The organism is Wenyingzhuangia sp. IMCC45574, from assembly GCF_054182685.1.
In genome coordinates this window covers 2,506,959-2,520,394 of record NZ_CM135169.1, presented here as the reverse complement: position 1 = coordinate 2,520,394, position 13,436 = coordinate 2,506,959, and the positions used below count along the sequence as shown (strand labels likewise).

Below are 13,436 nucleotides of genomic sequence, written 5' to 3'. Positions count from 1 at the left end.
ATTATTGAAAACTTTATAAACCTTAAACTTTAAAACTTTATAAACAAAATAGATGAGTTTATTTACGGAAACATACGATGTAATTGTAGTAGGAGGAGGACATGCTGGTTCTGAAGCTGCTGCTGCTGCTGCAAATATGGGTGCTAAAACATTATTAGTAACTATGAGTTTGCAGAACATAGCACAGATGAGTTGTAACCCTGCTATGGGTGGAATTGCCAAAGGGCAAATTGTTCGTGAGATTGATGCTTTAGGTGGGTATAGTGGAATTGTTACCGATAATACTGCTATTCAATTTAAGATGTTGAACAAGTCTAAAGGACCTGCAATGTGGAGTCCAAGAGCTCAGTCTGATAGAATGCGTTTTGCAGAAGAGTGGAGAATTATGTTAGAGCATACCGATAATTTAGATTTTTATCAGGATATGATCAATGGTTTGGTAATTGAGGATGGAAAAATTACCGGAGTAAAAACAACTTTAGGTTTTATTATTTCTGCTAAAACTGTGATTATAACAGCGGGTACTTTTTTAAATGGATTGATTCATATTGGAGAAAAGTCTTTTGGTGGAGGTAGATCTGGAGAAAGAGCTTCTACAGGAATTACAGAAGACTTGGTAAAAGTAGGTTTTGAAGCAGGAAGAATGAAGACAGGAACACCTCCAAGAGTAGATGCTCGTTCTTTAGATTTTTCTAAAATGATTGAACAACCAGGGGATGAGAATCCAGAAAAGTTTTCTTATGCTAAAACTACTAAATCTTTAACAGAGCAACGTTCTTGTTATATGAGTTACACTTCTCAGGAAGTACATGATTTATTACGTTCTGGTTTTGATAGATCTCCAATGTTTAATGGTAGAATTCAATCTACCGGACCAAGATATTGTCCTTCAATAGAGGATAAAATAGATCGTTTTGCTACTAAGGATAGGCATCAAATTTTTGTAGAACCAGAGGGTTGGAATACAGTAGAGATTTATGTAAATGGTTTTTCTACTTCTCTGCCAGAGGATGTACAAGACAAAGCTTTAAGAAAAGTAGCTGGATTTGAAAATGTAAAGTTTCTTAGATATGGTTATGCAATAGAATACGACTACTTTCCGCCAACGCAATTAACACATACTTTAGAGACTAAATTGGTAGAGAATTTATTCTTTGCTGGACAAATTAATGGAACTACTGGTTATGAAGAAGCAGCTTCTCAAGGTTTAATGGCAGGTATAAATGCAGCTTTAAAAGTGCAATCCAGACCTCCATTTATTTTAAAAAGAGATGAGGCTTATATTGGTGTTTTAATAGATGATTTGATTACTAAAGGAACAGAAGAGCCGTATAGAATGTTTACTTCTAGAGCAGAATATAGAACTTTATTACGTCAGGATAATGCAGATATTAGACTAACACCAATTTCTAATGCTATTGGATTGGCTTCTGATGAGCGTTTAGAGAGAGTAAAAGAGAAGGTGAAAAAATCTGATTTATTGGTTAAATTCTTAGAAGAAACTAGTATCAAACCAAATGATGTAAATCACATTTTAGAAGCTAAAGGTTCAGCTCTGGTTACTCAATCTATGAAAATGTATAAGATTGCTTCTCGTCCTCAGATTGATTTTAACGATGTAGTTCTGTTTCCTGGGGTAGCAGAATTTATAAAAGAGCATGAAATAGATGCTGAAATTTTAGAACAAGCCGAAGTAAAAGTTAAATATGCAGGTTATATAGAGAAGGAAAAAAACAATGCTGATAAACTACAGCGTTTGGAAAATATTTCGATTCCTAAGAACTTTGATTATTACAAAGTAAAATCACTTTCTATAGAAGCTCAGCAAAAATTAACAAAAATACAGCCAGTAACCATATCTCAGGCAAGCAGAATAAGCGGTGTATCTCCATCCGATGTTTCTGTTTTATTAGTCTATATGGGAAGATAAATTTAATTAAGGGAGTAGTACTTATAAATACTACTCCCTTTTTTTATGCTTCAATTTTAAAAGTTCCACGTGGAACATTGTAAGGGTTTTAGTTTTTTTAAGACAAAAACATCTATTAAAACCTTTCTATATATGAGAACCTTTTTCCTATCACTTTGTGTTGTTCTGTCTGTAAATTCTATGTTTTCTCAATGCGTAGCATCTGCAATTGGTTTTGGAAATAACGTAAATGTTCCAAGCTATAATGTAATAGGAGATGTGTCTATTACGTATGAGAATAATAAGGTAATTTTTAAGACAGGAACAAATTACACTACTGCAAATGGTCCAGATGTTAGGGTTTATTTGGTAAACTCAGAAGGGAAAACAGACCAACAATTAATTGCTTCTAATCCCGAAACTCTTCCTAATATATCTTTTGGTTTGGTTACTTTTTCTGGAGAGCAGGAAATAGAAATGTCTGTACCTGTAGGAGTAGATTTAAAAGATTATGATACTGTATTTTTCTTCTGTTTGGAGTTTACAGCTTTTTGGGACTTTGGTAAAATAAATCCAATTGATGTAGATAATTGTAGTCTTTCTTTAGAAAATTTGAATAAGGTAAATGATATAAAAGTATTTCCTAATCCAGTAGACGAGGTGTTATTCTTAGAAGGAAGTATTGAAAAAATAGATGAATTTAAAGTTTTAGATATTCATGGTAGAATTGTAAAACAGGAAAAAATAAATACCAAATCTATAAATTTACAAGGTCTGTCTAGTGGGCTATATTCTTTAGTTCTTTTATCAGATACAACTTTTGAGTTAGAAAAAATTATAAAACGCTAAATGAATATCGTTTTAAAATGATTCTAAAATTGGGCTAAATTTTATAAAATCACTTAGTATCTTTGAAAGAAAAAGAATGAAAAAAATACTCTTTTCTTTATTTGTTGTTTTAGTAATATCTGCTGTAGTACCTTTTTATATTATCGAATTAAAAACAGAAAAGAATGTTTTTAACGATGTAGAATCCATTCCAAAAAATAAAGTAGGTTTGGTTTTAGGGACTTCAAAAAGATTAAGAAATGGCTATATTAATTTATATTTTAAATATAGAATAGAGGCTACAGTTGCGTTATTTAAGCAAGGTAAAATAGATGTTGTTTTGGTTAGTGGAGATAATAGAACCAAATATTATAACGAGCCTATAGATTTTAAAAACGAACTAATTAAAAAAGGAATTCCCGAAGATAAAATAGTTTTAGATTATGCAGGATTCAGAACTTTAGATTCCGTGATTAGAGCACAAAAAGTTTTTGGCCAAAATACATTTACCATCATTTCTCAAGAGTTCCACAACAAGAGAGCTGTTTATATAGCTTCTTTAAATGGGATAAAAACTGTAGGATTTAATGCAAAAGATGTGAATAAAAAATATGGCTTTAAAGTATATTTGCGCGAGTATTTAGCAAGAACAAAAGTTTTTGTTGATGTTTTATTTAATGTACAACCTAAATTTTTAGGACCTAAAATTTTGATAAAATAATGGCTTTAGAATCGTATTTAAAAACAAAAGATTATTCTGTTTCGAAAGAAGAATTTAACCTATTATTAGATGATAGAATAGATTTGTTGATTACCAATCCTAGGCCTAAAAAAGAAGATTTAGGAAAGTATTACGAAAGTGAAGATTATATTTCTCATACTGATCGTAAAAAAACTTTAACCGAGTTTATTTATAATAGGGTTAAAAAATATGCATTAAATAAAAAACTAGAATTGATAGATTCTTTTCCTATAGAGAAAAAAACATTGTTAGATATAGGTTGTGGAACAGGTGATTTTTTAAATACATGTCAGCAAGCAGGGTGGAAGGTAACAGGAATTGAACCCAATGCTAAAGCAAGAAATAAGGCAGAAGAAAAACTAGAAGATACTACTTATTTGTATTCTGATATTCATGCCTTTTTTGAAGATGATTTTGCTGGTGAAGAAAAGAACTTAGATTTTAAAAAAAGTTATAAGCATACAAAGTTGTATCATCATAATGAACATGAAACTAAAAATATAGAAAATGAAGTTTTAAAGTTTGATGATAATTTTGAGCCAACAAACGAGAATCCTTATCAGTTTGATGTGATAACATTATGGCATGTTTTAGAACATGTACACGATTTAGATAAATACATTTATAGATTAAAACAGTTGTTAAAGCCAAATGGAGTTTTAGTAATAGCAGTTCCTAATTTTAAAAGTTACGATGCAGATCATTACAAAGAATTTTGGGCAGCTTATGATGTACCAAGGCACTTATGGCATTTTTCTCAAACGTCTATCCATAGATTGTTTTCTACTGAATTAATGAAAGTGGTAAAAACACTTCCTATGAAATTTGATGCATTTTATGTATCACTTTTAAGCGAAGAATATAAAACTGGGAAAAAGAATTTTTTAAAAGCATTTGTAAACGGAATCAAATCAAATCGTGCTGCTAAACGCACAGGAGAGTATTCTTCTCTTATATATGTATTAAAAAACATGAAAAACGAACAATAAGCTTTTTTAATAAGCTTTAAGTAGATAATCTTTGTAATCGGGTTGGTGAATTTTTAAAACGTCTTAAAACGCTTTAAAAAAGGTTGTTTTTTAAAGGTATTATCAATAGTTTGTTTTTTTACTATAAAGTTTTTTTATAGTAAGGTTTTAAGAAGAAAAAGTGAGGTACCAACCAAAAATGACAATTAAAAAGTAAATTCCCAAATTTGCAGCTCCTTGAAAATCTCCTGCCATTCTTTGACCAAAAAGTAAAATTAATATTACAATAGCATTTAGCTCAAAAATTAATTTTGAATCTAAAATTTGGAAACCGAATAAAATTTGAAAAATTCCAATTGTAAGAAAAATACATATTGAAGTATTTACAAAAACTAAAATCCACCAAAACAAATTTGCCAGATTTTCTCTTTTTAAATGATTTGCTAAAAATAGAGTGTAGCCTTTTTTATCTTTAATTTTTTCGAATAAAGAATATCCAAAAGAAAGAGTTAAAAATAAGAAGATATAAAGAAGCATAAATTATTTTAAGAATTGAGTAATTACAACTTTCTTGTCAAAGATACGATACTTTAGATCTAAGGAATCGGAAATAGTTTCTAAAGCCTTCTCTAGATTATTTAAATCAACCATACCTGTGTAAAGCATTCCAACATCTACATTTCTTAGAACTACTTTAACATTGTAATATTTTTCTAATTCGTCTACTACTTCAAAAAAAGGAGCTTCTGTAAATTTAGTTTTCTGTAAGATCCATTTAGGGTGTGTATCAAAAGTTTTTTTACGAGTAATTTTATCACCTAGAATTTGAAACACAGCCCCTTTTTCTAAATCATAAATTTCTTTATTGGATGCATGTATTTTTAAAGATCCATTATAACAAGTAACCTGTAATATATCTAGTTTAGATTTTACATTAAAACTAGCATTTTTGGTTTCTATAAAGCCAAAATCTGTTTCTATATTAATGGGGTTAAATTTGGTGTTTTCTATATAAGATTCCCCTGTAAGGTTAAGAGTTAAAGTACTATTTAATGTATAGTTATAAAATACTTTTGAGTTTCTGTTTAAGTAAACTTTGTAATTTTTATTTATTGTAATAGTATCAATTGCCGTAGTACTCGTTTCTATAGTAATGCCCTTTTGTTTAGAACATTGTAGAAAAGAAATTGTAGCAATACTAACCACAACTGTTAAGCTTAGAAATAAAGAGTTCTTTTTTCTTTTATAGTCTTTTAAAAACAACATAATCTAAAACTACTGAATTACATAAAATGATTTACTGCGTAAATATATGTTTAGTTTATGTTTTTAGTGTAGATTTTTGTTTATTATAAAGTTTCTTTTTACTTTAATAAAACAAAAAAGAAGTCCCTGCAATAATTGGGCATTTATTACAGGGACAGGTTGTTTTTACTATGAATAAAAAACTATTTTAAGGCCAAAATGGCTTGTAATCAAAAGTTATTACAAGTATTAAACGTAAAATTGAGTGTTAATATTGTGTGTTCACAGTTTAACACTTTTTTAATACCATGCAGCAAATTTAATTTATTTTTAGTAATTACATAACATTTAAAAAATTAGGAACCATAAAAAAAATTATTTTTGAGGATAGAAAAGAAAAATATGTCCAAAGATACTTCTGTTTGCGAAAGCAAAGTTTACGAGTCAATATACAACGAGCACAGTAAATCTCTATATAGTTTTGTTTATTTTAAATGTGGAGACGAAGATAGAGCACACGATTTAGTTCAAGAAGCTTTTATAAAATTGTGGAAAAATTGTTCAAAAGTTATTTTTACAAAAGCAAAATCTTTCCTTTATACCATCGCAAATAACCAATTTCTTAATGAAGTTGCTCATCAAAAAGTAAGACTTAAGTACCAACAGAATCATAACAAGGACATTCGTAACAATGAATCTCCAGATTTTATAATGGAAGAGCAAGAATTTATGTTAAAATTAGAAAATGCAATTGCTAATTTAACGCCTGCAGAAAGAGAAGTGTTTTTAATGAATAGGATTGAAAATAAAAAATACAGAGAAATAGCAGAATTATTAGAAATATCTGTAAAAGCTGTGGAGAAAAGAATGCATGGAGCTTTGGTTAAGTTACGAAAGACCATTGGAAAGAAAATTTAAATTTTAAGTAGGGTTTTAACTATTGAATTTGTTATAGTTACAAATGGACGATTATGAAACAAAACGATAATATAGATGATACTTTTCTAGCAAGATGGCTTAATAATGAGTTGTCTGACAAAGAGCTAGAAGAATTTAAATTGTCTGAAGATTTTTTGTTATACAAGAACATTGCAGAAAAAAGTAAGCTATTTAGTATTCCTACTTTTAAAAAGGAAGAATTATATAACAGTATTCAAACAGAATTAACCAAGAAACAAACAAAAGTTCGCAAATTAATTCCTAGTTGGATGTATGCTGTTGCTGCTGCTGTATTAGTTGTATTTGCGGTTACTCAGTTTATAAATCAAGGAACTACAATTCATACTTCTGTAGGGGAACAACTAGCTGTAGATTTACCAGATGGATCTTTTGTAAAATTAAATGGGCAATCTTCGGTTTCTTTTAACAAAAAGGAATGGAAAAAAGGTGAAAGAACACTAGAATTAACAGGAGAAGGGTATTTTAAAGTAAAAAAAGGAGCAACATTTTCTGTAAAAACAGAAGAAGGAACAATTACTGTTTTAGGAACCCAATTTAATGTGCTGGTTGATAATGAATATTTAAGTGTAGAGTGTTACGAAGGAAAAGTAAGGGTTAGAGATGCAGGTTTACAAGCAGTATTAACGCCCGGTAAAGGTGTAAAGTTTGTTAACGATGTTAAAAAAGCCTATGAAATAAATTTAAACGAGCCTAATTGGACAAATGCTATCTATCAATACAATGCAGTTCCTTTGGCAGTTGTGTTTAAAGATTTAGAAAATGTGTATAAAATAGAGGTAGATTATTCCACTATTGATACCAATCAGGAGTTTTCAGGTAAGCTTATTGATGATAATTTAGAGAAAGCTTTGGACATTCTATGTAAATCAATGAATATTAATTATAAATTTGAAGGAAAAACCATTCATATTTATAATTGATTATGAAGAAACTTTTAAGTTTCCTTTTTTTAATATCGTTTTCTACATTTGGTCAAAAGCATACTTTAAAAGAAGTTATAACCAAATTATCAGAACTTTATAAAGTAGATTTTTCGTACAGTGATGAATTAATTACGGAGTACAATGACGTTGATTTACAAAATTATACTTCATTAAGTAATGCTCTTAAAAGTTTACAAATTCAGACGAATTTGGTCTACGAAAAAATTGATCAGACAAATTATATTGTTAGAGAAAAAAATAAGAAAGTTAGATCTATTTGTGGAATTGTTTATAACAATGAAACTAAGAAAACACTTCCTTTTATAAATGTACAGTTTAATGGAAAAACTGTTTTAACAGCTAGCGATGGTAGTTTTAGTATTGATAAGATATTAGAAGACGACTTTTTAACTATTGGAGATTTAGAGTTTCAGAAAAAGTCTTTTTTAGTTTCAGATTTTAGTAGCGACTGTTTAAAAATACAGTTAGAAGAAAATATTAATTTCTTGTCCGAAATTATTATTACAGACTATTTAACCAAAGGTTTTACTAAAAACAAAGATGGTAGTGTTGTGCTAAGCCCAAAAAAAATGGGAGCATTACCAGGTGTAATAGAACCCGATGTATTGCAAACAATACAATTAATCCCAGGAGTTCAAAGTCCAGACGAAACTGCTTCTGGAATTCATGTAAGAGGGAGTACTCCAGATCAAAATTTAGTGTTATTCGATGGGATGAAAATGTATAGTTTTTCTCATTTTTTTGGTTTAATTTCTTCGTTTAATCCTTACATAACAGATGATATAAAATTGTATAGATCTGGTACTCATGCTAGGTATGGAAACAATGTAGGAGGAGTGTTGGATATACATACACAAAATTCTATTCCAGAAAAATTAGCTTTTGGAATAGGAAGTACTTTAACACATTCCGATGTTTATATTAAAGCTCCTTTGTTTAGTAACAAAGTAGCAGTTATAGCATCTGCAAGAAGGTCTATAACAGACATATTTAAAACCATTACTTTTAGAAAATTTTCAGATGTTTCTTTTCAGAATACCCGCATATCAGAGACTTTAGATAATGATCAATTAAAAACTGAGAATGTAGAAAATAATTTCTTTTACGAAGATTATCATGCCAAACTTATTGTGGAACCAAATGATAAGAACAAAATAAATATTGCTTATTTATACAATTTAAACGATTTAGAATTTAAAGGAGAAGCTTCTAGAATTACAGAAACTTTTAGAGATGATATCACAATAAAAAATAAGGGTATTCATTTGGGTTGGGATTATAGAATAGCCAGCAAGTGGGTGTCTAATTTGTCATTAAACCACACCAATTTTGATAAACTCTATGCAGGTAATAGAATACTAACCTTGTCTGATAATACAGAAGATAGAACTGATTTTTATAAACACAATTATATTAATGAGAGTGCTGTAGATTATTCACTAACTTATCAAATAGCAGAAAGAAAAAAGATACAATTAGGTTTTCAGTATACTAATTACGATGTTTTTTATAGGTTTAGTAGGTTAAACGAAGGAAATGATACTTCATTGGACGATACTATTTTGAATAAAGCTTATGATTATGCTGTATTTTCTGAATACGAGTTTAACAAAAACAACAAATGGTTGTTTAGTTTAGGTGCAAGATTTCAGCATTTTAATAGTGTTAACAAAAATTATATTGAACCTAGGTTGAATGTAAATTATAAAATTAATAATCATTTTAATTTAAAGCTCTCTTCAGAGATTAAACACCAATCTGTTAGTCAGCTAGTAGATTTTAGGGCAGATGGCTTAGGAGGCTTGTTTGATAGATTTTGGGCTATTTCTAATGATAATAGAATACCTGTATTGGATAGTTTCCAAACAAGTACGGGTTTTGGGTATCAAAAAAATGGATGGACTATAGATACAGAGGTTTATTACAAGTTTGTAGATGGAATATCTTACGTTTTAAACGAAACTCTTAGGGGAAGAAAATATTTTATTGGAACAAATACTGTAGTAGGATTTGACTTGCTATTAAAAAAGAAATGGAATCATTACAATACTTGGATAAGTTATTCTCTTTCGCAAAGTAAATATCAGTTTGATGCATTTAACGATGGTAAAGAATTTAATGGAGCTTTTGATACTCCACATAACCTTATTTGGTCTCATAATTATGAGTTAAATAATTTTGAATTTTCGTTGGGGTGGAGGTTTAGATCTGGAATTCCTTATACTGTTAAAACCGCAGTACAAGGACCTAGAAGATTAAGATTAGAGTTTGATGATTTAAATGATGAACGACTTCCTAATTATCAGAGAATAGATTTCACGGTGTTTTATAACTTTAAGACCCATAAAAACATAAAAAGTAAAATAGGATTAACATTACAAAATCTAACGAATAAAAGAAATATCTTAATTAGAGATTATGAAATTAAAAATGTAATTGAAAATTCACAACCAGGAGATCCTAGTCAAAGAGAACCTACTCAGGCTTTGGTACAAACAGATAAGATTTCTTTAGGTTTTGTTCCCAATTTAATTTTTAGATTATCTTGGTAAATAGACTTTAATTGGTGTTGATCCATTTTTTTGTAACAGAGCTTTTTCTTGTAATTAAAGAATAACAAAACTCTGTAAAACAATTTTCGCAACTATAATTTTTTTTCCAAAAGTATAGTTTATGAATCCCTTGTTTTTTAATTTTTATTCTATTTCTAGTATTACAGTTTGGACATCTTTTATACATAAGCAATCAATTTTAATACAGATTACTATTTCAAAGAGAAAGACAAGTGTCTTGATATTTATAAGACTAAATTACTGAAAAGTAGAATAATACGTTTTAAATTAAATAACAATTATTTCTGTTTTTAAGCAGGTTTAAGAGTTTAAAGGAGTCTCTTTTTTATGAAGCAATCTAGTAAGCTTTATAGAGGTATCTAACAGTATTAATTTGGCATTACCATTTCGTTCTATATGATATGTAGCTTCGTTTAATTCTTTATTTATTTCTAGAATATTAGCACTGTTTACAAAAGGTGCAAATTTGTCTAAAGAAAATCCTTGCGTTTGTGGTTCATAAAAAACCAAGTCTTTAGCATTGTAGTTCCAAAGTAAGGCTTGTCTAAAAAATTGCAAACAGAAATCTAAAAACTGTTTTTGTTTTTCTCTTCCAAAAGAAGCAATGGTATCAGACCACACAATTAAATCTTGAATAACACTAGCATTACCTTTGGCTTTAAAGGCAGCTCTTACCCAAGTAATAAATAATTGTTCAAATTCTACATCGTTCCCCTCATTTTTTAAAAGGTCTAGGGCTTTTTTGTAATTACCTTCAGCTCTATGGGCAACCTTTAAAGCTTCGGCAGGAAAAGTATTTTCTTTAGCAACTAATGTATCTGCTATATTTTGTTCGCTAAGTAAAGGAAATTCTAAAATTTGACATCTAGATAAAATGGTATTAATTAAAAGCTCTTTTTGCTCTACTACCAATAGAAATATTGTTTTTTGTGGAGGTTCTTCAATCAATTTTAACAATTTGTTACTGGCAGCAATATTCATTTTTTCTGCCATCCAAATAATCATTATTTTATAACCACCTTCGTAAGATTTAAGTTTTAGAGTTTTAACAATTTCTTCAGCCTCATCAACTCCTATTTGCCCTTGCTTGTTTTCAATCCCTAATTTTTGGTACCATTGGAATAAACTACCATATGGAGTTTTTTCTATAAATGCTCTCCAGTCTTCTAAAAACAAATTACTAACAGGATGTTTTTTAACTTTATCGTTAACAGCCGTAGGAAAGGCAAAATGCAAGTCGGGGTGTTGTAATTTTTTAACCTTTAAACTACAAGCTTCATTGTCTTTACATAAAACATATTCAGCATAAGCTATAGCAGTTAAAAGTGTTCCAACTCCTTCATTACCAACAAACAATTGAGCATGGGCAATTCTACCCGTATCAACGGTTCTTTTTAAGTGGTTTACAATGTGTTCCTGACCTATAATTTCGTTAAAAAGCATACCCAAAGATAAGTTATTTTAAGAATGATGAACTTTGATTTTTAAAAGATTAATACACAAAAAGTTTTTGTAACTTTATGAAAAATAATAGTATGAAAGTCAGATACTTAATCCCGATTTTCTTTTTATTAATCAATATTTGTTACGGTCAACAAAAATGGATTAAAGGAAAGGTGGTAACCTTTAAAGAATATCCTTTAAATAAAGTAAAGATAAAAGCAAGCAAGTCTAAAAATATAGTTTACACAGACAGCTTGGGGAATTTTAAAATTTTATGCGAAAGCAAAGATTATCTTTATTTAAAAGCAGATGGTTTTTTTGATGATAAAATTAAAATTGAAAAAGGAGTCAAAGAAGATTTAGTTGTCAATTTATATTACGATGAAACCAGCAAAAGATCTTTTAAACGTGCAACCAAATCTTTGCATGTAACTAAGAAAATACTAGATTATGCATTAGCGTACAAAAGAGCTCAGAACAATGTATTAGAAACGCTTACTTCTATCTACGATATTATACAATACCAATATCCAGCAGCAAAACTTGCCGATGTAGAAGGTACTACACAAATTTTATTAAATGCCAGAGGCGAGAACTCAATTTTTGCAGATATACACGCACTATTGGTATTAGATGGAAGAGTAGTAAACGATATTTCTGGAATTACTCCTATGGAGGTAAAAGAAGTTAGAATACTACAAGGAAATGAAGCAGCACATTGGGGAATGAGAGGTGGAAACGGAGTTATAGAGATTGATTTAAAATATGGGCCTTAATTTTGAGGTATGTGGAATATATTTATATTTTTGATGTGATAAATAATGATTTTTAATATTAAAAATAGTAATTATGAGAAAGAATACCCCTTTTTTTATTTTATTGTTATTAGCTATAACAACAAACGCACAAATAGCATTTCAAGGTTTTGAGTCTTCAGCTTCAGATACTTGGAATTATTCTTCAAATATTACCTTTTATGATGGGGCAGTAAGTAGTGGGGACTTTTGGAATATTGAATCGTCTGCTAATACAATAATTCCATATGAGGGTTCAAATATGGTCGCTACAAGAGATCTTGATAATGGCCATTCTCAAAGCTTTTTTGGAAGTAATACTCCTGCTAATTTAGAACATATTATCACTTTTGATGCTGTTGCTATTTCTGGAGCAGTGAATGTTTCCTTTCGTGGTTATTACACAGGATTTGATACGCCAGATTATATTATTTGGGATGTAGCCTATGATAACGGTTCTGATTGGTCATCACCTGATTATTCTAGCACAATATTATCAAATGTTTTTTCTGGAAGCTTAAGTGAGTGGACTGAATTTTCTCATGAAGTACCTTCTGGTAATTCACATGTAAGAATGCGTTTAAGAATATATCAAAATGGAAGTTCAGATTATTCAGGATGGGATAATTTTAGAGTTGATAATTCTACATTAAGTTTATCAAAAGATGATACACTAAAGTTTAATATTAGTCCTAACCCAACAACTAATTTTGTTAATATAAAAGGAGATTCTTTTATAAATGAAATTATTGTATATAATACTTTAGGTAGTAAAGTATTAACAAAAGCAGTAAAGGCAAATAATACTCAATTAAGTTTAGAGAATTTGTCGAAAGGAGTGTATTACGCTAAGGTAATTTCTAACAATAGATATAATACGTTAAAAATAATAAAGGAGTAAAATATATTATTATTTAATCCTTATTAAGAGTCCCATTTGCTTTTCTAGTAAATGGGATTTTTAATTATAAAAAACGTTTTAGTAGCTTTTTTACATTGGGGCTTTAAATACTTGGATTTGGTTTATATT

12 protein-coding genes are annotated in these 13,436 nt (G+C 29.2%); 9 read left to right on the top strand and 3 right to left on the bottom strand.

What is annotated here, in order from left to right:
• The first annotated feature begins 52 nt into the window (after window positions 1-52).
• The 4 genes from mnmG to ACXHHC_RS10735 all read left to right on the top strand — a co-directional run bounded on the left by mnmG (window position 53) and on the right by ACXHHC_RS10735 (window position 4,468).
• Complete coding sequence (gene mnmG, locus ACXHHC_RS10750) at window positions 53-1,930, top strand: tRNA uridine-5-carboxymethylaminomethyl(34) synthesis enzyme MnmG (RefSeq protein ID WP_458226380.1); 1,878 nt, start codon at window positions 53-55, stop codon at window positions 1,928-1,930.
• A 180-nt stretch (window positions 1,931-2,110) separates the two neighbouring features.
• A complete protein-coding gene (locus ACXHHC_RS10745) occupies window positions 2,111-2,758 on the top strand; it encodes a DM13 domain-containing protein (RefSeq protein ID WP_458226379.1) in 648 nt (215 codons plus the stop codon).
• A gap of 76 nt (window positions 2,759-2,834) precedes the next feature.
• Window positions 2,835-3,458, top strand: coding sequence for a SanA/YdcF family protein (locus ACXHHC_RS10740; RefSeq protein ID WP_458226378.1), 624 nt, complete (start codon window positions 2,835-2,837; stop codon window positions 3,456-3,458).
• Complete coding sequence (locus ACXHHC_RS10735) at window positions 3,458-4,468, top strand: class I SAM-dependent methyltransferase (RefSeq protein ID WP_458226377.1); 1,011 nt, start codon at window positions 3,458-3,460, stop codon at window positions 4,466-4,468. The genes ACXHHC_RS10740 and ACXHHC_RS10735 overlap by 1 nt, the downstream gene beginning before the upstream one ends.
• Window positions 4,469-4,615: 147 nt before the next feature.
• On the opposite strand, the gene ACXHHC_RS10730 is transcribed toward ACXHHC_RS10735, so the two are convergent.
• Together ACXHHC_RS10730 and ACXHHC_RS10725 are read right to left on the bottom strand one after the other, a co-directional pair.
• Window positions 4,616-4,984, bottom strand: coding sequence for a hypothetical protein (locus tag ACXHHC_RS10730; protein ID WP_458226376.1), 369 nt, complete (start codon window positions 4,982-4,984; stop codon window positions 4,616-4,618).
• A 3-nt stretch (window positions 4,985-4,987) separates the two neighbouring features.
• Window positions 4,988-5,713 carry a FecR domain-containing protein gene (locus ACXHHC_RS10725; protein ID WP_458226375.1) on the bottom strand — a complete coding sequence of 242 codons (726 nt, stop codon included), beginning with the start codon at window positions 5,711-5,713 and terminating at the stop codon, window positions 4,988-4,990.
• A 381-nt stretch (window positions 5,714-6,094) separates the two neighbouring features.
• On the opposite strand from ACXHHC_RS10725, the gene ACXHHC_RS10720 reads away from it, so the two are divergent.
• From ACXHHC_RS10720 to ACXHHC_RS10710, 3 genes are read left to right on the top strand one after another with little or no spacing between them, the layout of a single operon-like run.
• A complete protein-coding gene (locus ACXHHC_RS10720) occupies window positions 6,095-6,610 on the top strand; it encodes an RNA polymerase sigma factor (RefSeq protein ID WP_458226374.1) in 516 nt (171 codons plus the stop codon).
• 53 nt (window positions 6,611-6,663) lie between these two features.
• Window positions 6,664-7,572 (top strand): FecR family protein, encoded by a 909-nt coding sequence (locus ACXHHC_RS10715; protein WP_458226373.1) that lies wholly within the window; start codon window positions 6,664-6,666, stop codon window positions 7,570-7,572.
• Window positions 7,573-7,574: 2 nt separating this feature from the next.
• Complete coding sequence (locus ACXHHC_RS10710) at window positions 7,575-10,148, top strand: TonB-dependent receptor domain-containing protein (protein ID WP_458226372.1); 2,574 nt, start codon at window positions 7,575-7,577, stop codon at window positions 10,146-10,148.
• 321 nt (window positions 10,149-10,469) lie between these two features.
• On the opposite strand, the gene ACXHHC_RS10705 is transcribed toward ACXHHC_RS10710, so the two are convergent.
• Window positions 10,470-11,612: a DNA polymerase III subunit gene (locus tag ACXHHC_RS10705; RefSeq protein ID WP_458226371.1), complete on the bottom strand. Its 1,143-nt coding sequence runs from the start codon at window positions 11,610-11,612 to the stop codon at window positions 10,470-10,472.
• Between the two features lie 77 nt (window positions 11,613-11,689).
• Here ACXHHC_RS10705 and ACXHHC_RS10700 point away from each other — a divergent pair, with 77 nt between their 5' ends.
• The gene (locus tag ACXHHC_RS10700; protein WP_458226370.1) at window positions 11,690-12,388 is read left to right on the top strand and encodes a hypothetical protein; all 699 of its coding nucleotides are present in this window, start codon (window positions 11,690-11,692) and stop codon (window positions 12,386-12,388) included.
• 73 nt (window positions 12,389-12,461) lie between these two features.
• Complete coding sequence (locus ACXHHC_RS10695) at window positions 12,462-13,307, top strand: T9SS type A sorting domain-containing protein (RefSeq protein ID WP_458226369.1); 846 nt, start codon at window positions 12,462-12,464, stop codon at window positions 13,305-13,307.
• Window positions 13,308-13,436 lie beyond the last annotated feature (129 nt).

Excerpts from the sequence above, each read along its gene's own strand:
- ACXHHC_RS10705 (WP_458226371.1), bottom strand. The coding sequence starts at position 11,612 with ATGCTTTTTAACGAAATTATAGGTCAGGAACACATTGTAAACCACTTA.
- ACXHHC_RS10725 (WP_458226375.1), bottom strand. The coding sequence starts at position 5,713 with ATGTTGTTTTTAAAAGACTATAAAAGAAAAAAGAACTCTTTATTTCTA.
- ACXHHC_RS10715 (WP_458226373.1), top strand. The coding sequence starts at position 6,664 with ATGAAACAAAACGATAATATAGATGATACTTTTCTAGCAAGATGGCTT.
- mnmG (WP_458226380.1), top strand. The coding sequence starts at position 53 with ATGAGTTTATTTACGGAAACATACGATGTAATTGTAGTAGGAGGAGGA.
- ACXHHC_RS10710 (WP_458226372.1), top strand. The coding sequence starts at position 7,575 with ATGAAGAAACTTTTAAGTTTCCTTTTTTTAATATCGTTTTCTACATTT.
- ACXHHC_RS10695 (WP_458226369.1), top strand. The coding sequence starts at position 12,462 with ATGAGAAAGAATACCCCTTTTTTTATTTTATTGTTATTAGCTATAACA.
- ACXHHC_RS10720 (WP_458226374.1), top strand. The coding sequence starts at position 6,095 with ATGTCCAAAGATACTTCTGTTTGCGAAAGCAAAGTTTACGAGTCAATA.
- ACXHHC_RS10730 (WP_458226376.1), bottom strand. The coding sequence starts at position 4,984 with ATGCTTCTTTATATCTTCTTATTTTTAACTCTTTCTTTTGGATATTCT.
- ACXHHC_RS10745 (WP_458226379.1), top strand. The coding sequence starts at position 2,111 with ATGTTTTCTCAATGCGTAGCATCTGCAATTGGTTTTGGAAATAACGTA.
- ACXHHC_RS10740 (WP_458226378.1), top strand. The coding sequence starts at position 2,835 with ATGAAAAAAATACTCTTTTCTTTATTTGTTGTTTTAGTAATATCTGCT.
- ACXHHC_RS10735 (WP_458226377.1), top strand. The coding sequence starts at position 3,458 with ATGGCTTTAGAATCGTATTTAAAAACAAAAGATTATTCTGTTTCGAAA.
- ACXHHC_RS10700 (WP_458226370.1), top strand. The coding sequence starts at position 11,690 with ATGAAAAATAATAGTATGAAAGTCAGATACTTAATCCCGATTTTCTTT.